Origin of the sequence: Kitasatospora sp. NPDC057965 (assembly GCF_042887135.1) — a bacterium.
Lineage (GTDB): Bacteria > Actinomycetota > Actinomycetes > Streptomycetales > Streptomycetaceae > Kitasatospora.
Window position 1 is genome coordinate 203722 of the sequence record NZ_JBHVPZ010000015.1, and the last position, 18250, is coordinate 221971.

At 76.1% G+C, this 18250-nt stretch carries 12 protein-coding genes; 9 read left to right on the forward strand and 3 right to left on the reverse strand.

Annotated elements, in window-relative coordinates; all coding sequences use genetic code 11:
- Positions 1 to 21: 21 nt before the first annotated feature.
- Entirely contained in the window at positions 22 to 219 is a 198-nt protein-coding gene (locus tag ACFVVU_RS21150; RefSeq protein ID WP_387791505.1) for an MbtH family protein, read from the forward strand.
- The gene (locus tag ACFVVU_RS21155; protein WP_387791507.1) at positions 216 to 1733 is read left to right on the forward strand and encodes a DHA2 family efflux MFS transporter permease subunit; all 1518 of its coding nucleotides are present in this window, start codon (positions 216 to 218) and stop codon (positions 1731 to 1733) included. Before ACFVVU_RS21150 ends, ACFVVU_RS21155 begins: the two co-directional genes overlap by 4 nt.
- Positions 1734 to 1882: 149 nt before the next feature.
- On the opposite strand, the gene ACFVVU_RS21160 is transcribed toward ACFVVU_RS21155, so the two are convergent.
- Complete coding sequence (locus tag ACFVVU_RS21160; protein ID WP_387791508.1) at positions 1883 to 2863, reverse strand: GNAT family N-acetyltransferase; 981 nt, start codon at positions 2861 to 2863, stop codon at positions 1883 to 1885.
- Positions 2864 to 3293: 430 nt separating this feature from the next.
- On the opposite strand from ACFVVU_RS21160, the gene ACFVVU_RS21165 reads away from it, so the two are divergent.
- A complete protein-coding gene (locus ACFVVU_RS21165) occupies positions 3294 to 3791 on the forward strand; it encodes a carbonic anhydrase (RefSeq protein WP_355362752.1) in 498 nt (165 codons plus the stop codon).
- 45 nt (positions 3792 to 3836) lie between these two features.
- Here the strand turns inward: ACFVVU_RS21165 and fes are convergent, their stop codons facing one another.
- On the reverse strand, positions 3837 to 5000 hold the full coding sequence (gene fes / locus ACFVVU_RS21170) for an enterochelin esterase (RefSeq protein WP_380679879.1): 1164 nt from the start codon (positions 4998 to 5000) through the stop codon (positions 3837 to 3839).
- 40 nt (positions 5001 to 5040) lie between these two features.
- Positions 5041 to 7212 (reverse strand): Fe(3+)-hydroxamate ABC transporter permease FhuB, encoded by a 2172-nt coding sequence (fhuB, locus tag ACFVVU_RS21175; RefSeq protein ID WP_387791510.1) that lies wholly within the window; start codon positions 7210 to 7212, stop codon positions 5041 to 5043.
- A gap of 154 nt (positions 7213 to 7366) precedes the next feature.
- Here fhuB and ACFVVU_RS21180 point away from each other — a divergent pair, with 154 nt between their 5' ends.
- From ACFVVU_RS21180 to ACFVVU_RS21205, 6 genes are all read left to right on the forward strand, one after another.
- Positions 7367 to 8422, forward strand: a complete 1056-nt coding sequence (locus tag ACFVVU_RS21180; RefSeq protein ID WP_387791512.1) for an ABC transporter substrate-binding protein — start codon at positions 7367 to 7369, stop codon at positions 8420 to 8422.
- 78 nt (positions 8423 to 8500) lie between these two features.
- A complete protein-coding gene (locus tag ACFVVU_RS21185; RefSeq protein ID WP_387791514.1) occupies positions 8501 to 9340 on the forward strand; it encodes an ABC transporter ATP-binding protein in 840 nt (279 codons plus the stop codon).
- A 160-nt stretch (positions 9341 to 9500) separates the two neighbouring features.
- Positions 9501 to 10727, forward strand: coding sequence for a PQQ-dependent sugar dehydrogenase (locus tag ACFVVU_RS21190; RefSeq protein WP_387791515.1), 1227 nt, complete (start codon positions 9501 to 9503; stop codon positions 10725 to 10727).
- Positions 10728 to 10884: 157 nt separating this feature from the next.
- A complete protein-coding gene (locus tag ACFVVU_RS21195) occupies positions 10885 to 11739 on the forward strand; it encodes a DUF4132 domain-containing protein (RefSeq protein ID WP_380679864.1) in 855 nt (284 codons plus the stop codon).
- Entirely contained in the window at positions 11736 to 16949 is a 5214-nt protein-coding gene (locus ACFVVU_RS21200) for a hypothetical protein (RefSeq protein WP_387791517.1), read from the forward strand. Before ACFVVU_RS21195 ends, ACFVVU_RS21200 begins: the two co-directional genes overlap by 4 nt.
- Positions 16946 to 18127, forward strand: a complete 1182-nt coding sequence (locus ACFVVU_RS21205) for an AAA family ATPase (protein ID WP_387791518.1) — start codon at positions 16946 to 16948, stop codon at positions 18125 to 18127. The genes ACFVVU_RS21200 and ACFVVU_RS21205 overlap by 4 nt, the downstream gene beginning before the upstream one ends.
- Positions 18128 to 18250 lie beyond the last annotated feature (123 nt).

Here is an 18250-nt window from a genome sequence, read left to right on the forward strand (position 1 = left end):
CCCGTCTGGAGAACCCACCCCATGAGCGACGCCCCCGCCAACCCCTTCGACGGCGACGGCGAGTTCCTCGCGCTCGTCAATGACGAGGGCCAGCATTCGCTCTGGCCGGCCTTCGCCGCCGTCCCGGCCGGCTGGGCCGTCGCCCACGGGCCGTGCGAGCGCGCCGCCGCCCTCGACTGGATCACCGCCCACTGGACCGACCTCAACCCGGCCCGATGAGCCGGCCGGACACCCAGCCCGCCCCTGCCCCCGGCCCCGCCCCCGCCCCGGCCCCTGGTCCGGACCCCGCCCCGCCCCCAGGGCCCGCCGACGGCCCGTCCCCAGGGGCCGCCGATGGCCCGGCGCCGCGCCCGCTGTTCGCCGGGCGCCTCGCCGTGGTGCTCGTCTACACGGCCGCGATGTGCATGAACGGCCTGGACTCGACGATCGTCAACCCGGCCCTGTTCACCATCGCCGGTGATTTCGGCCGCCCCGTCTCCGCCGCCAACGCCGTGGAGACCGCCTTCCTGGTCGGCCTCGCCGTCGGCCTCCCGGTGGCCGGCTGGCTCGGAGACCGGTTCGGCGTGCGCCGGGTCTTCCTCGGCTCGCTCGCCGTCTTCACCCTGGCCAGCGCGCTGTGCGCGGCCGCGCCCGGCCTCGGCGCGCTCACCGCCGCCCGCGCCGTGCAGGGCGTGGCGGGCGGTCTGCTCACCCCGGTCGGCATGACCCTGCTGTTCCGGGCGTTCGAGCCGCACGAGCGGGCGGGCCTCGGCAAGGTGCTGATCGTGCCGACCGCGCTGATGCCGGCACTCGGCCCGCCGCTCGGCGGCCTCCTCACCGAACACCTCTCCTGGCACTGGCTGTTCCTGGTCAACGTGCCGATCGGGGTGGCGGCCGTGCTCACCGGCCTGTTCGGCCTGCGCGACCGGGAGGAGCCGCCGGCCGGCCGCTTCGACACCACCGGCTTCCTGCTCGCCACCCCCGGCCTCGGCCTGCTCACCTACGCGCTCGGCTTCGGCCCCGCGCACGGTTGGGGCTCCCCGGCGGTGGCGGCGTCCGGGGTCCTCGGTGTGCTGCTGCTCGGCCTCGCCGCCCGACACCAACTCCGCGCCGAGGAGCCCCTGGTGGACCTTCGGCTGCTCGCCGACCGGTCCTTCGGCGCGGCCAGTTGGCTGGCACTGCTGACCGCCGCCGGCCTGATGGGCGCGCTGTTCGCCTTCCCGCTGCTCCACCAGGCGGCGTTCGGCGCCTCGGCGCTGGACGCGGGCCTGAGCGTCTTCCCCGAGGCGATCGGCCTGATGGCCGCCTCGCAGGTGGTCGACCGGCTGCTGCCGAAGCTGGGCCCGCGCCTGCTCGCACTGCCCGCCCTGCTGCTGGCGGCGCTGGTGCTGGCCGCGCTGGCGGTGCCCGGCGTCGGCGAGAACGCCTGGGCGGTGCGGGCGCTGATGTTCGGTGTCGGCCTTATCCTGGGCACCGCCGTGCTGACCGTGCAGATCGCCGGGTTCGCCGACGTGCCGCCGCCCGCGATGGGCCGCGCGATGGGCCTGTTCACCATCGTCCGCACCCTCGGCGGCGCCTTCGGCATCGCGGGCGCGGCGGCCCTCATCGGCGCCCTGTCCGAGGACGGCACCCACGCCACCGACCCCGGCCCCTACCGGATCGCCCTGCTGGCCACGGCCGCCGCGGTCGCCCTCGGCGCCCTGGTCGCGGCGCGCCTCCCCAAGGAGGCCCCGGGGCCCCCGCCGCTGGACTGACGACTCCGCATGACCGACGGCCCGCCAGGCTCCGCAACCCGGCGGGCCGTCCTGTCACCCCGCCGTCCCGTCGTCCCGACACCCCGCCACCCCACCGCCGCGCCGCCGCGCCGTCCCGCCGTCCCGCCGTCCCGCCCCCGGCCCCGCGCTCAGAACTCCTTGACCAGCCGCCGGTGCCCCGGCCCCCACCGGTATCCGAGCGCCGTGTTCACCGCGACCATCGGCACGTTCCCGGCCTCGACCTCGGTGCGTACCGTCCGCACACCGTGGTAGGCGAGGTGGCGGGCGGCGTGCAGTTTGAGGGCCCGCGCCAGCCCCCGGCCCCGCCAGGCGCGCAGCACGCCGGTGTAGTCGATGTGGCAGGCGTGCGGGGCCGGGACGGCGTGCACGACGGTGGCGCCGACGATGCGGCCCGTGCACTCGACGGTGAACACCCAGTCGGGCCGGCCGCCGGGCGCGCCCAGGGCATCGGCACGCCACTGATCGAACTCCGGGAGGGCGTCGACGAATCCCGGGTTGTCCCGCAGGGTCTCCCGGTAGAGGTGGTGGAGCTGCCGTTCGGGCTCGGGCGCGGTGGTGGTGGCGAGCGTGCCGAGCACCATGCCGGGCGGTGCCTGCGGGGCGGGCAGGTGCGGTCCGACGGCGGCCACGGCCGATCGGATGTGCGCGTCCATCCGGTAGCCCCGGCCGAGCAGCAGGGCGGCCAGGTCGGACGGGCACGTCCCGTGGCTGTGCCCCGACGCCCCGTGCCCGTCCGGGAACTCGCCGAGCAGCCGGGAGGCGCCGGCCCCGCGCGCCCAGCGCTCCAGCCCGTCGTAGAGCGGCAGCAGCCAGGCCGGCGCACGGCCGGGCGCGCTGACGGTGAGCGAGGCGAGGTCACCGGGCGGCGTCCAGGGCGCGCGCCAGGCGGTGGCGAAGGCGAGCAGGTCCCCGGACGGTCCGGGGTGCACCAGCCGCACCCGCCCGTGCCCGGTGAGCCGCCCCCGGTGGTCGGTGGAGAACGCGTCCGTGTCCGGCAACGCCGCGTCCCGCTCCCGGAGTTCGGTCGCCGTCACGGGCGCGGGTCCGTCGGCCGACAGCAGCTCGGCCAACGCGGGGTAGTCGACGGCGGGCAGGAACGGGCGGATCACCGGCGACCGCCGAGGGCTGAGTCCATCACATGTGACACGGTACTGACCCACGGTCGGCCCCGCCGGGCTTTTTCCGGAAGCACCCGTCGTCCCGGAACGGTCACTCGACGGGGTGGTGAAAGCCCGAATCCCCGGCGGCCGGGCGCGGCGGGCAGTACGGTGCCCGCATGACCGTGCTCGTCCGCCGTCGTCACATCGACTTCGGCCGCATCCACTCCACCGGCTGTCCGGTCATCGTCTGATCGTTCGATCGCCCGGCCCGTCCGGCCGCGCCGCCACACGGGGCGCCGCCGCGGCCGTCGTCCGCCCCGCCGGGGAACGCCGTCGACGCGTGCGCACACCCAAGAGGCTCGCCCCTCCGCGCACCCGCAGGCCCGCGCGCACCCCGGCCGACCACGATCCGACCGCCCCGAAGGGACAGCCGTCCACCATGACCGACACCGCCACCGACCACTACCTGCGCAACAACGCCGACTACGCCACGGCCTTCGACGGGCCGCTCCCGCTCCCGCCGGCCCGCCGCACGGCCGTCCTGGCCTGCATGGACGCCCGGCTCAACGTCTACGGCGCGCTCGGCCTCGCCGAGGGCGACTCGCACGTGATCCGCAACGCCGGCGGCGTGGCGACCGACGACGCGATCCGCTCGTTGGCGATCAGCCAGCGGCTGCTCGGCACACGGGAGATCATCCTCATCCACCACACCGACTGCGGCATGCTCACCTTCGGCGACGACGCCTTCCGCGAGTCGATCCGGGAGGAGACCGGCGTCAAGCCCCCGTGGGCCGCGGAGGCCTTCGCCGACGTGGAGACGGACGTCCGGCAGTCGGCCGCCCGGATCCGCACCAGCCCCTTCGTCCCGCACCGGACCTCGGTGCGCGGCTTCGTCTTCGACGTCGCGACCGGGCTCCTCAAGGAGGTCGTGCTCTGACCGGCGGGCCCGGGTGCGGTCGGCGCCGCTCCCGGGCCCCGCTCCTCAGCGTCCCTGCGGCGCGGCCGTGCCCAGCAGGTGCACCAGGCCGTCGGCCAGACCGCCGCGCCAACAGGCGTAGTCGTGGCCGCCGTTGAACTCGCGGTAGGCGAGGTCGTAGCCACGCGCGGTCAGCACGTCGCGCAGATGGCGGTTCTGGGTGAGCAGCATCCACTCCTGGAGTCCGACCTCCACCCAGAACCGGGCGCCGCCCTGTTCGGTGGCGGCGAACTGCCTGGTCAGCCACTCGCTGCCGCCGTCGAACTCGGTGCCGTCCGGCCACCAGAACGAGCCGGACTGCGAGAGCGCGTTGCCGAACCGGGCCGGGCGGCGGAAGGCGGCAAAGGCCGCGGTCAGGCCGCCCGCGCTCTGTCCGGCGATCACGGTCCGGGCCGGGTCGGCGGTGGCGCGGTGCTCGGCGGCGGCCCAGGGCAGGATCCGGTCGGCGAGCAGGTCGACGAAGTCCGGGTTGCAGCTGAGGTCGTCCGGCCGGCCGGGGCCCATGGTGTGGACGAGCAGGGCGACGGTCGGCGGGACGAGGCCCTCGGCCGTCAGGTTGTCCAGGGTGTCGCCGAAGGACAGCACCTCGCCCCACATCTCGCCGTCCAGCAGGACCAGCACCGGGTACGGTCCGGCGTCGGCGCGGTGCCCGGCGGGCAGGTGCACGTCGATCCGCCGCCCGGCCACCTCGGCGCGCACGGTGCGGCCGCGGGGCACATCGGCGCGCCGCGCCGCGTACGGCTGGGCGGGTGCCTCCGGCAGGGCGAGCACCGAGGAGGGGCGGCGCCCGTCGCGGGCGGGCAGCAGTTCCCCGGTGCCCCGCGGATCGGGGCGGGCGCCGTCCAGGACCCGCAGCCAGTCGGCCCGCCGGGTGCCGGGGACGGCGCCGCGCACCGGGTACAGCTGGTAGGACGCCCGGTGGTCGGCGCGCAGCCGGTAGGTGCGCGACCAGCCGCCGGCCCGGCGTTCCATCAGGTGCGGGGTGAGGTCGCCGGCGTGCCGGTCCTTGTCGGTGACGGTGTGGACGAGCGCGAGCACGCCGTCGTACGGCGGCCCGTCCGGCTCGTCGCGCAGCACGAAGGTCACCTGCCGGTAGGCCGGGTCGTCGGGGTCGGGGTCGACCAGCGGCGCGCCCTCGGCGGCCACCCGGTCCCAGAACTCGTCACCCATCGTGGTCCGTTCGGTCGGCACGGGAAGAACTCCTCAACGGTCAGGCGGGGTTGCCCTTGCGGCTGAGCAACACCCAGAGCAGGAAGGGGCCGCCGAGCACCGTGGTGACGATGCCCACCGGGATCTCGACACCGGAGATCAGCACCCGGCCGAGCGTGTCGGCCAGCACGATCAGCACCGCGCCGACCAGCGCCGAGCCGAGCACCGGCACCCGGGCCGGGCCGGCCAGCCGTCCGGCGACCACAGGCGCGGCCAGCGCGACGAAGCCGACCGGCCCGCAGACGCCGACGGCGAGGCCGGCCAGGGCCACCGCGAGCAGCAGGCAGACGAGCCGGACCCGGCCGGGGTCGACGCCCAGCGAGGAGGCGACGTCGTCGTCGAACCGCAGCACGGCCAGCCGGTGGGCCACCACCAGGGCGAGCGGCACCAGCACGGCGAGGCCGACCAGCACCGGCGTGGCCACCGCGTAGTCCCGGCCGTTGAGGCTGCCGGAGGTCCAGACGTACAGCGAGGTGGCCGAGCTGAGCGAGCGCCGGGCCATCGCCACCTGGATGACGGCGGAGGCGAGCGCCGACATGGCCAGGCCCACCACCAGCACCCGGTAGCCGCGCGCGCCGAGCCCGCCGGAGACCAGGGTGACCACGGCGACGGCGGCCAGCGCGCCGATCGGCCCGGCCCACCAGGCGCCGAACGCGCCGGAGGCGGTGACCGAGATCAGCACGGCGGCGGTGGCGCCGTCGTTGACGCCGAGCAGTTCGGGGGTGGCGAGCCGGTTGCGGGCCAGCGTCTGGGTGAGGCAGCCGGCCAGGCCGAGCGCGGCGCCGGCGGCGAGGCCCGCGACGATCCGTCCGAGCCGGAACTTCTGCACCAGCAGTACGTCCAGGCGCTCCCCGTGGCCGAAGACGGCCTGGAAGGTGCGGCCGAGGCCGAGTTCGCTCTGCCCGGCGTGCGCGGAGACCACCACGGCGGCCAGCAGCGCGGCGGACAGGCCGAGCGCGGCCGCCGTGGAGCGGCGGGGGAGCAGCACCGACAGGGCGCCGCGCCGGATCACCAGGTCGGGCCGGGGCGGCTTCTCCTCGGTGTGGCCGTGGCGGCCGGAGGATTCGGCGGGCGCGGTGTCGGTCATGCCGAGCGCGGCGGTCCTGCGGGAGCGGACGATGGCGATCAGGGCGGGCGCGCCGATCAGCGCGACGATCACCGACACCGGGGCCTCGAACGGCCGGGCCACCACCCGGGCGAGCACGTCGGCGCCGGTCAGTACGGCGGCGCCGACGAGCCCGGCGAGCAGGGTGAGCCGGCCGACCCGGGGCCCGGCGGCGGCGCGGGCCAGGAAGCCGGCGAGCAGGCCGAGGAAGGAGATCGGCCCGGCGAGGGCGACGGCGGAGGCGGTGAGCAGGGTGACGGCGAGGGCGACGGCGGCCCGGGTCGCGCCGGGGCGGTGGCCGAGGCCGCGGGCGAGGTCGTCGCCGAGCGCGAGCGCGGACAGCGGCCGGGTGGTGAGCAGGGCGACCACGAAGCCGACGCCGAGCGCCGGGGCGAGCTGGCGCAGCGTCGTCCAGCCCTCCACGCCGGCCAGCGAGCCGAGCACCCAGACCCGGTAGCGGTCGTACGCCTCGGGGGAGTTGACGATCAGCACACCGGTCAGGCCGCCGAAGGTGGCGCCGACGGCGGAGCCGCCGAGCACGAGCCGCATCGGGGAGCCGCCGCCCCGGCTGCCGGCGATGGCCAGGACCAGTCCGCTGGCGAGCACGGCGCCGCCGAAGGCGAAGGCGAGGTAGCCGTAGGAGGTCTGCACGCCGAGGACGGCGATGCCGAGCACGACTCCGAGCGAGGCGCCGGCGTTGACGCCGAGCAGGCCGGTCTCGGCGAGCGGGTTGCGGGTGACGGCCTGCAGTTGCGCGCCGGCCACGCCGAGGGCGCCGCCGACCAGCAGCGCGGTCAGGGTGCGGGGCAGGCGCAGGTCGCCGACGACCAGGGCGAGCCGGCCGTCGGCGCGGGCGCCGTCGGTGTCGAGCAGGTAGTCCAGCACCCGGCCGGGGCCGACCTCGCCGGCGCCGACGGACAGCGAGAGCGCGGTGAGCGCGAGCAGGGCGGCGAGGATGCCGCCGACGGCGGCCCAGGAGGTGCGGCGCGACCGTTCGGCCGCCGGCGGGGCGGGGGCGGGGGGACCCGCGTCGGCCGCCTCGGCGGTACCCACTTGCGACAATGTCATAAGGTAAGGCTAACCTAATGGTGATCGCGGTCGGACGGGTGTCCGACGCCGCGTCGGATCCGTCCGGATCGTCCAGGTGCACGGCGCCGCAGCGCAGTTCCACCGCTCCACCGTCCGCACCGCCCGTCTGCAACACCCCTGCCCGGAGGCCCCCATGTCGACCCCGTCGACCCCCCAGAGCCCGTTCGACCTCGCCCGCCGCCGTGCGGTCCAGGTGCTGGCCGCCACCGGGGCGGCCACGCTCCTGCTCGTCGGCTGCGGCTCGTCGGGCTCCTCCGACAAGGGTTCCTCCGGCGCCGGCTCCCCCTCGGAGCAGGGCTCGCCGTCCGCTGCCGCGGGCGGCCCGGCCGCCGACGCGGCCGGCGGCAAGCGGACCGTCAAGGACGCCACCGGTACGGCCGTCGAGATCCCCGCCGAGCCCAAGCGCATCGTCACCCTCACCCAGGAGGACCTCGACGCGGTGCTCGCCCTCGGCCTCAAGCCGGCCGGCATCACCAACGGACAGGGCCTCAACGAGCCGCCGGCGTACCTGAAGGACAAGGTCCAGGGCGTCCCGGTGGTCGGCAACCTGCTGCAGCCCGTCATGGACAAGGTGATCGCCGCCAAGCCCGACCTGATCCTGGCCGGCGACATGCAGGACCAGCAGGTGCTCAAGCAGCTGCGCGAGATCACCCCGGCCACCCTGGTCACGATGGCCCCGACCGACGACTGGAAGCTCTCCTTCCGCGGCATCGGAAACGCCGTCAACAAGCTCGACCAGGCCAACAAGGTGATCGCCGACTACGACGCCAAGGCCGCCAGGACGGGCGGCGAGCTCGGCGAGAACAAGGGCAAGGCCGTCTCCATCGTCCGCTGGAACCCGACCGGCCCCAGCTGGATGGAGAAGAAGCAGTTCGCCAGTGGTGTCGCCCTCGACATGGGTCTGACCCGCCCGCAGGCCCAGGACAAGGACGGCAACGCCCACACCCCGGCGCTGAGCCTGGAGAAGATCAACGAGATCGACGGCGACTGGCTGTTCCTCTCCACCCTGACCGACGACGGCAAGGCCGCGCTGAAGGACGTCCAGTCCAAGCCCGCCTACCAGGAGCTGAACGCGGTGAAGAACAACCACACCGTGACCGTCGACGGCTCGGTCTGGTCCACCCGCGGCGGCCCGCTGGCGGCGGACGTGGTGATCGGCGACATCGCCAAGGCGCTCGGCGCCAAGTGACCGCCGGCGGCGGGCGCCCCTCCGTGGGGGGCGTCCGCCGCCCGGTCCGCCTTCCCCTCCCAATCGAAGGAAACCGCCATGGAGTTGACGGTCGAGGGCCTCACGGCCGGGTACGGCCCCGGGCGTCCGGTGCTGGGCGGCGTGGACCTCACCGTGCCCGGCGGGCAGGTGGTGGCGATCGTCGGCCCCAACGGCTGCGGCAAGTCCACCCTGCTGCGCTCGATCGCCCGCCTCCACCGGCCCGACTCCGGGCGGGTGCTGGTCGGCGGCGAGGACGTCTGGAAGCTGCGGCCCCGCCAGGCCGCCCACCGGGTCGCGCTGCTGCCGCAGAGCCCGCAGGCCCCGGAGGCGGTCACCGTCGCCGGGCTGGTCCGCTACGGCCGCCATCCGCACCAAGGGCTGTTCCGGCAGTGGTCGGCCGACGACGAGCGGCTGACCGCCGAGGCGCTGCGGGTCACCGGCGTCGAGGAGTTCGCCGACCGCCGGCTCGACCGGCTCTCCGGCGGCCAGCGGCAGCGCTGCTGGCTGGCCATGGTGCTCGCCCAGGACGCCCCCGTCGTGCTGCTCGACGAGCCGACCAGCGCCCTCGACCTCGGCCACGCGGTGGAGGTGCTGGAGCTGGTCCGCGAGGTCGCGGCGGGCGGGCGCACCGTCGTCATGGTGCTGCACGACCTCGCGGCGGCGGCCCGCTGCGCCGATGTGGTGGTGGCGATGCGCGGCGGCGAGGTGATCGCCTGCGGTGCGCCGCGCGAGGTGGTGGACGCACCGCTGGTGCGGGCGCTGTACGACGTGGACAGTGATGTGCTCGCGGCCCCCGGGGACGGCGCGCCGGTGATCGTGCCGCGCGCGGGGACCCGCTCGGCGGTCCGCTCGGCGGCGGGGTCGGCAGCCGGGTCGACGGCCTCGCCGACCGGTTGAGGCGCGCCCCTCGCGGGCGTGCCGGGGTCCCTCGAACGGTCGTGCGGGCGCGGCGGGTTGCGACCGGCGCCGGGCCGGGTGTGGTCTGCTGGACGGGCGTCCGCCGGACGTCCGTTCCGCCGCCGCGTCCGCCCCCGCCGTGCCCCGGGAGAGGTCACCGATGCCCCGTCGTTCCGCCGCGCTGTTCGCCGCCCTCGCCCTCGTGCTCGGCCCGGCCGTCACCGTCGGCTGCTCCTCGGCCGCCGCCCCCGAGCCTGGTGGCGCGCCGTCCACGCCGGCCTCGGCGCCCACCTCGCCCGCCTCGCCCACCTCGGCCGCCGAACCCGCGCCCACCGCAGCGATCCCTGGCCCGACCCCGACCCCGACGCCGTCCCCGACCCCGGGTGCCGCCGTCTCGGTGGACGTCTCGGGCACCGTCACCGACGGCCTGGCCTCCCCGTGGGGCCTGGCCGTCCTGCCGGACGGCGACCTGCTGGTCTCCGAACGCGACGACGCCCGGATCCTGCGCGTCTCGGCGAAGGACGGCACGAAGACCGTGGCCGGCACGGTCCCCGGCGTCACCGCCGGCGGCGAGGGCGGCCTGCTCGGCCTCGCCCTGTCACCCGGTTTCGCCTCCGACCACCGGGTCTACGCCTACTACTCCACCGCCTCCGACAACCGCATCGCCCGCCTCGACTACGACCCCGCCCGCCCGGCCGGATCCCAACTCGGCGAGCCGGTGGCGCTGTTGACCGGGATCCCGCACGGGGGCCGGCACAACGGCGGACGGATCGCCTTCGGCCCCGACGGTCTGCTGTACGCCGGCACCGGCGACGCGAGCGAACCCCCGCTCGCCCAGGACCGCGACTCCCTCGGCGGCAAGGTCCTGCGCCTCAGCCCGGACGGCGCTCCCGCTCCCGGCAACCCGTTCCCGGGCTCGCCGGTCTGGTCGCTCGGCCACCGCAACGTCCAGGGACTGGCCTGGGATCCGCAAGGTCGGTTCTGGGCCTCGGAGTTCGGCCAGGACACCTGGGACGAGCTGAACCTGATCACCCCCGGCGGCAACTACGGCTGGCCGACCGTCGAGGGCGCCGCCGGCCGACCGGGCCTCGTCGACCCGGTCGCCCAGTGGCACCCCGCCGACGCCTCCCCGAGCGGCATCGCCCACGCCGCCGGGGGCGTCTGGCTGGCCGCCCTGCACGGCGAGCGGCTCTGGCGCGTCCCGCTGGACGGCGACCGGCTCGCCGCCCCGCCCATGGACTTCCTCTCCGGCGCGTACGGCCGCCTGCGCGCCGTGGTGGCCGACCGGGACGGCACCCTGCTGCTGCTCACCGACAACACCGACGGCCGCGGCGATCCGCGTCCCGGCGACGACCGGATCCTGCGGCTGACCGTCAATCGGACGTGATCCCGACCGGCATTGGATCACCCGTTCGAGCGGTTTGAGGTCGGCCCAGAACCGCCGCCCGGCCTTCCTACCGCTCGGTACCCCTCCCCGCGGGCCGTGTTGTCAGTGTGTCCCGTTACGTTCCTTCCATCACTGACCAGCTGGGAGGAGAGCGGCCGTGGCGTGGGTGGAAACGGGAACGGGCGGCTACCAAGTCGCCTTCGACGAGGAGGGCAAGGTGGTCTGCCGCAACGCGGCCGGCCGCCTGCTGAAGGCCGTCCCGCCGAAGCTGAACGACGACCCGGTGGTCGTCGGCCTCAAGCAGCTCACCGAGTGGCTGGAGGCGCACCGGCGCGGCTGCCTGGACACCGTCGAGCGGTGGATGGTCCGCTCGCTGCCCGTGCCCGCCGCCGTCGTCACCGCCGTCTGGGCGGACGAGGCCTGGCAGGAGGTCCTGCGCGACCTGGTGGTCACCGGGCCGGACGGCGCCGTCGCCGGCTTCCTGCGCGGCGCCGACGCCGAGCGCGGCCTCGGCCTGGTCGACCTCGACGGGGACACCGTCCGCCTGACCGACGGCGAACTGCGCATACCCCACCCGGTCCTGCTGGAGGACCTCGACGAGCTGCGCGAGTTCGCCGTCGAACTCGGCGTCTCCCAGCAGGTCCAGCAGCTGTACCGGGAGGTCTGGCACCGGCCCGGCGACACCGCCGGCACCGAGGTCGGCACCTACGCCGGCGGCCACTACGCCGCGCTGCGCGACCTGCTCGGCCGCTGCGCCCGGCTCGGCTACCGGGTCCGCGGCGGACACGCCGTGCTGCCCGTCGTCGAGGACGGCCTCGCCCTGGAGGCCCGGGTCTGGGTCGGCGACTACTACGAGTACGACGAGTGCGAGACGGGCGCGCTCAGCTGGACCGGCCCGGACGGCAAGGTCCTGCCGCTGGCCGAGGTCGGACCGGTCGCCTGGTCCGAGGGGATGCGGATGGCCGCCGCACTGTACGCCGGCCGCACGATCGAAGGGGAGGAAGCCGCATGAGCACCACCACCGGACCCGACCGCACCACCGGTGCGCCCGGCGGCGACGCCGCCCGCCACGAGCGGCTGCTGGAGGCGGGGGCGATCCTCGCCCCCGGCACCCTGGCCGACGTCGGCACCCCCGACAGCGCCGCCGACGTCCTCACCGCCCGCGGCTACGCCCACCCCGCCCTGGGCGAGCGCCGGGTCGTGCGCCTGGTGCCCGGCGCGCTCGGCCCCGCCGAGGACGCCGCCGTCGACTTCCTCGGACTCGTCCCCGCCGGCGAGCCGGCCGAGGTCGGCCAGGTCCGCCAGGAGGCGCTCGGCTTCCCCGCCTGGGCGCTCGTCAACGACCCGGCCAACGGCCACCACGCGCTCGCCCTGGTCAAGGAGATGGAGCGGCTCGCCCGCCAGGCCAAGTCCAAGCCCGGCAACGCCAAGGACGGGTTCGACGCGCTGGCCGTGCGGCTCGGCCGCGCCGTCCCGCACTTCCTGCCCACCTACTGCGAGCAGGTCGGCCGGATCTTCCTCGAACAGGGCAACCAGAGCTATGCCAGCACCTTCTTCGGCAAGGCCCGCGAGGCCGAGCGCACCCACAACCTCGCCGTCGACGAGGAGCGGCTGCGCGCCGTCTTCCTGGAGTTCGCGCTGGCCGGCGCGCTCAGCGTCAAGGCGCTGCGGCAGTACGTCAAGGAACTGAGCGGCCGGCTCGACCCGCTGACCGCCTGGCAGCGGTTCCGCCAGCTGTGCACCGAGCGCTCCGCCGCCGGCATGGCCCCCTACGCCGGGGTCGCCGAGGACGCCCGCGCCCTGCTCAAGGCCGCCGAGCTGGACCGCGACGAGCACGAGCGGGAGCTGATCGCCGAACTGCTGGCCTCACCCGCCGTCAACCGGGCCCCCGGCACCTTCTGGAAGGTCTGGCACGGCGCGATCGTCGCCCTCGGGCAGCGCGACGACACGGTCCGCGTCCGGCTGCTGGAGCTGCTGCCCGACCCGCCCGGCAACAACGACGCCGACGTCCAGGACGCCGCCTGGCTCGCCCTGCTCGCCGATAGCGGCGCCGAGCGGCTGCTCACCGACCCGCCCGCCGCGCCCGCCGCCGACGGCGCCGCCGCCCCCGAGCCGGCCGCCGCCTGGCTGCAGCGCTGGACCAACCACCTCGGCCGCGGCTGGCGCGACCGGGGCCTGAACACCGGGACCCTCGGCCTGGTCGACCGCATGCTGGAGCGGCTGCGCGCCGAGGCCGTGCCGGTCGACCTCCTCGCCGGGGTGCGCCGCAGCGCCACCCAGATCGAACTCCTCGACCTGCTGCTCGCGCAGGGCGTTCCGGTCGCCGACCCGGACGACGGCTACAGCTTCCTCCTCCAGCCGTGGGTCGCCTCCTCCTCGGCGGACGGCCGCACCCTGGCGGCCGTCGCCGCCGACCCCCGCTTCCGGCCCTCGCTGCGCGCCGCCGTCCCCGCGGTCTGGGACGCCGTCGACAGCCGCGGCCTGGCCGCCCGGCCGGTGCTGCGCGAGCTGTTCGTCGAGTGGTCCGACGCCCGCGTCGACGAACTGGTGGCCGTCCGCGGCCTGGAGAGCGCGACGGAGGCGGTGCGCGAGCTCAGCGCCCACCGCGCCGGCATCCGCGACGAGAACCCGGCCGCCGCCCGGCGCGTCGCCGACCTCGACGTGGCCGGGTTGCTCGCCGGCGCCCTGCGCGGCGGCATCCTCGACGAACTCGCCTGGCCGGCCCTGGAGGAGGCGCTCGACAAGCTCGGCGTCGAGTACGGCGAGTCCCCCGGCTACGGCGCCGGACGCGCCCACCCCAAGGGGCTGGTGTTGCAGGAGGCCTGGCCGAACCTGGTGCTCGCGCGCGGCAACCAGGTCGTCGTCGCCGGGCCGCAGGGCATCGTGCTCGAACACACCCTGCGTATCCCCGACAAGCTGGAGAGCCACCAGCACCCGTACTTCCGCTTCGCCGACGGCGAACTGCTGGTCGTCTGGTTCCACGACGGCAAGCAGCGGGCCTACTGGTCCGGCCGGCCCGCCGAGACCTTCGTCCTCGGTGGGGAGAGCATCGCCCGCTACTACGGCGGCAGCGACGAGACCGAGATGCCGAGCCTGCCGCTGCCCGGCGGCGGTCGCACCGGCGGCCACCGTCCGCTGCACGTCGGCGACACCCAGGTGTCCGATCAGGACCACGTCCTGACCGACGGCACCGGCCACTGGACCGCCCGCTGGGGCCGCGGCGGCAACGTGCTGCACGAACTCGACGCCGCCACCGGCACCCTGGGCCGCGCGTCCGAGCCGCCGCGGATCGCCGCGGGCGCCGCCGCGGGCCGTCTCGACCTCGGCCGCACCCGGCTGCTGCCGCTCCTGCCGGGCCTGGAGGCCACCCCGCTCGGCACCGACGGCACCGTGCTCGGCAGCTGGCCGCGGACCGAGAACCTCAAGGTCACCACCGGCACCGCCGACGGCACCACGCTCGTCGCCGACAACTCCGGGCAGCAGAAGCCGACGTACCCGCTCGGCCGGATCGCCCTGCCCGGCGGCGGCCGGCCGGTCGTCCAGTCCGGCGTCGGCCGCCACCTCGCCCTCGCCCTGCCCGCCGCGCACTCCGCGGCGGACGGCACCGTCACCGCCGACCCGACCGGCTACACCGCCGACTACGAACCCGGCCGCCCCGGCGGCCTGGACGCCGCGGGCACCCCCGTCGTGCTTCCGCTCGCCTTCTGGCACGCCCTGCGCCCGCGTGACGAGCAGGGCTCGACGGTGCTGCGCGCCGTCACCGACGAACAGGCCGCCCGCCTCGTCGACGCCGCCTGGCCGGCCGACGCCCAGCCGGTGCCCGCCGCGCAGCAGCGCTGGATCACCGTCCAGGGCGTGCGCCGCCCCGTCGTCAGCAGCGGCAAGGCCGTCGAGGAGCTCCCGCTCGACGCCGTCGCGCAGGTCCTGCCGGGCATCGGCCACCGGCAGCTGGTGGCCGGCGTCGCCGGCCTCGCCCGCACCGCCGCCAAGCTGCTCGACTCGATCGCCCGCTACCTGCCGCAGCCCGAGAACGACGGCCGCGCCACCGCCTCCACGAGCGCCCCCGAGTTCGCCCACCGGCCCGAGCACGGCACCGACTACGAGCTCAGCGAGGCGGTCACCCTGCTGCTGCCCGGCACCGGCGGCTTCGGCCGCTCCTGGGACCGCAGCGCCAACTACCGCGTCCTCAACAACCTCCGTACGGTCACCGCCGTCCTCGCCGATCCCCCCGCGGCCGACGGCGACGGCTGGAGCACCCCGCACCAGGTCCGGCTGCACGGCGACGACACCCACCACGGCTGGCTGCACGTGCTCGGCAACCTCGGCGCCCTCGCCTACGCGGCCGCCGCCCCGCTCACCACGATCGGGCACCGGGCCTCGCTCGGCGTGCTGCTCTCCGAGTTCACCAGCGGGCCGCTCGCCGACCGCGGCGCCACCCTGCGCGAGCTGCTCCTCACCGAGCCGCTCACCGATCCGAACGCCGACGAGGGCAAGCACGCGCCGCGGGCCGGCCAGGTCTGGCGGCACGGCGGGCGCACCGTCGTCATCCTCGGCTGCCGCCACCACCAGGACGACAAGGTGGTCTGGCTCGCCGTCGACCACGACCCGAGCGGCGCCTTCGGTCCGGTCGCCCACTTCGGTACCGCCAGGGAGCGCGGGACCGAGGAGAGCGTCACCGGCACGTGGCTCAGCGAGTTCACCGCGCAGCTCGCCCTGCACGGTGCCATCACCCACCGCGCCGAGCGCGCCGCCGACTTCGGTGAGCGCACCGGCATCGGCGCCGTCCGCTCCACCCTGCTGCTGAGCCCCACCAGCACCCTCTTCCAGTGGTACGGCGCGCCGCTGCCCGCCACCGCGCTCAAGGAGTACGGCCTCAAGTCCGCCGAGGCCAAGGCCGCCCGCGACTGGCTGCGCGGGCGCGAGCGGTCCGTCCTCGGCGAGGTCTGGGCGGCCCTGCTGCCCGCGGACCCGCAGGACCTCTGGACCACCGGCCCGGACAGCGCCGCCGGCGCCGCCCGCTGGACGCAGCGCCTCGGCCGGATCGTGACCCTGTCCGACGAGGACCAGGCCGCCGTCAGCGGCACCAGCATCCAGAACGTCGAGGAGGTCCTGAACCACGCGGTCACCCCGTGGCTCAGCCGCACCACCCGTCAGCGGCTGCGCGCCGAGGGGGAGGCGGGCACGGTCGGCCTGCTGCCCGACGACGCGGACGCCCTGCCGGACTACAGCGACCCGTCGGAGTTCGTCGACGCCCTCGCCTGGCTCGCCTACCGGCTGCCCTGGAACAGCCCGCTGCGCGCGCTGCTCGCCCCGGCCGTCCAGGCGCTGCGCACCCGCCTGGCCGACCCCGGGCTGATGCTCGCCTTCGACCTGCGCCGCAACAGCAAGGGCGAACCGCTGGCCGCCGTCCTGCGCACCCGCTTCGGCCTGCCCGCCGAGGGCGGTGCCGACGCCGACGGACTGGTGCGCTGCGGCGAGGTCGTGGTGCTGTCGCCCTCCCACGGCGGGGCGGAGCACATCTGGTGGCGCCCGGCGGGCGTGAGCGGGCCGCAGGACCCGACGCTGGAGCTGCTCGCCGGCCTGGCCGAGAGCTACTGGCTCGCCCGCCAGCGGACCGTTCTCGCCGCCCTCCTGGACGGCACCCTGGACCGCCTGGTCGCCCTGCCGGACCTCCCCGGCACGGCCGACGCGGACGCCGGCACCAAGGCCGGCACCAAGGCCGGCACCAAGGCCGGCGCCAAGGCCGGCGCCACGGCCGAGGCCGAGGTCTGGCCCCACCACCCGCTGCTCACGGTGCCGGAGCTGGTCACCGAGGTCGCCAAGACCCACGAGCTGGGGGAGGACGCCGCCGTGGTCTACCTCCAGCTGCTCGCCCTGCCCGACCCGACCGACCGCAACGTCGCCCGCTGGACGGGCTGGAAGCCGGTCCGGCTGAAGAAGGCGCGCGCCGAACTCCTCGCCTCCGGGCTGGTCGTGGAGGCCAAGCGGGCCCGCGCCGGGCGCAGCCTCTTCCTCCCCTGCGGCTGGCAGGAGGCCAAGGCCCCCGGTCTGCCCGTCGAGACCTGGAAGGCCGGCCTCTACGCCCTGCCCACCCACCACGCCGCGCTGCCGCAGCTGTCCGTCCCGGAGCTGTTCACCCGGGCCTGGCAGCGCGTCACCGACGGGGACGCCCCCGGCTTCGAAGAGCTCCAGACCGGCAAGCGCAGGAAGGCCCGCCGATGACCACCACCGCCACCGCCGCCACCACCACCACCGCCGCCGTCGCGGCTCCGGCCGGGTCCACCGCCCGGCAGATCGTCCTGCCGGAGGAGAAGTACGCCGCCGAGCTGGACTTCCTCGCCGCACACGACTCGGGCCCGCGCCCGCCCGGCTGGCGGCTCACCCCGCGCGCCGTGGTCACCTTCGTGATGGGCAGCGGCGGCGAGAAGCTCAAGGCAGGCCGGAAGAGCCTGGCGATCGAGCAGAAGTTCGTCGGCGAGCGGGCCCTGGTCGAACGCTGCGTCGTCACCCTCGCCGGCGAGCGCGGCCTGCTGCTCGTCGGCGAGCCCGGCACCGCGAAGTCGATGCTCTCCGAACTCCTCGCCGCCGCCGTCTGCGGCACCAGCGCGCTCACCGTCCAGGGCACCGCCGGCACCACCGAGGACCAGCTCAAGTACGGCTGGAACTACGCCCTGCTGCTCGCCAAGGGTCCCAGTCGCGACGCCCTGGTGCCCTCCCCGGTGCTCACCGCGATGACCACCGGCGCGGTCGCCCGGGTCGAGGAGGTCACCCGGTGCCTGCCCGAGGTCCAGGACGCACTGGTCTCGCTGCTCTCCGAGCGGCGGATCGCCGTCCCCGAACTCGCCGGCACCCCCGACGGCCAGCTGCACGCCGTCCCCGGTTTCACCCTGATCGCCACGGCCAACCTGCGCGACAAGGGCGTCAGCGAGATGTCCGCCGCCCTCAAGCGACGGTTCAACTTCGAGACGGTCGGCCCGATCGGCAGCCTCGCCGCCGAGGTGGAGCTGGTCCGCCGTCAGTCCACCGCCGCCGTGGCCCGTGCCGGCGCCGCCTACGCGGTGGACGACGCGGTGCTGGAGGCCCTGGTCACGGCCTTCCGCGACCTGCGCACCGGCCGCTCCACCGAGGGCTGGGACGTCGAGCGCCCCTCCACCGTGATGAGCACCGCCGAGGCCGTGTCGGTGGCCACCGCCCTCGGCGTCACCGCCGCCTACCTGCCCGACGGCGGCGACCTGCTCGGCCGCCTTCCCGGTCAGCTCATCGGCGTGGTGCGCAAGGACGACCCCGCCGACGCCGCCCGACTGCTCGGCTACTGGGACGGCCCGGTCCGCCGCCGCGCCGAACAGGGCGCCGCCACCTGGCGCACCCTGTGGGACCTGCGCTCCGCCCTGGAGCACTGAGGGCCCCCCCCGGGGGGGGGGGCGCCCCGGGGCGGCCGCGCCCGGGCCCCCCCCCCCCCCCCCCCCCCCCCCCCCCCCGCGCCCCCCCCCCCCCCCGGAGCAGAGCGAGACCGACAAGCCCGC

Coding starts and splice junctions, on each gene's coding strand:
- ACFVVU_RS21150 (WP_387791505.1), top strand. CDS start 22: ATGAGCGACGCCCCCGCCAACCCCTTCGACGGCGACGGCGAGTTCCTC.
- ACFVVU_RS21190 (WP_387791515.1), top strand. CDS start 9,501: ATGCCCCGTCGTTCCGCCGCGCTGTTCGCCGCCCTCGCCCTCGTGCTC.
- ACFVVU_RS21200 (WP_387791517.1), top strand. CDS start 11,736: ATGAGCACCACCACCGGACCCGACCGCACCACCGGTGCGCCCGGCGGC.
- ACFVVU_RS21165 (WP_355362752.1), top strand. CDS start 3,294: ATGACCGACACCGCCACCGACCACTACCTGCGCAACAACGCCGACTAC.
- ACFVVU_RS21185 (WP_387791514.1), top strand. CDS start 8,501: ATGGAGTTGACGGTCGAGGGCCTCACGGCCGGGTACGGCCCCGGGCGT.
- ACFVVU_RS21180 (WP_387791512.1), top strand. CDS start 7,367: ATGTCGACCCCGTCGACCCCCCAGAGCCCGTTCGACCTCGCCCGCCGC.
- ACFVVU_RS21155 (WP_387791507.1), top strand. CDS start 216: ATGAGCCGGCCGGACACCCAGCCCGCCCCTGCCCCCGGCCCCGCCCCC.
- ACFVVU_RS21205 (WP_387791518.1), top strand. CDS start 16,946: ATGACCACCACCGCCACCGCCGCCACCACCACCACCGCCGCCGTCGCG.
- fhuB (WP_387791510.1), bottom strand. CDS start 7,212: ATGACATTGTCGCAAGTGGGTACCGCCGAGGCGGCCGACGCGGGTCCC.
- fes (WP_380679879.1), bottom strand. CDS start 5,000: ATGGGTGACGAGTTCTGGGACCGGGTGGCCGCCGAGGGCGCGCCGCTG.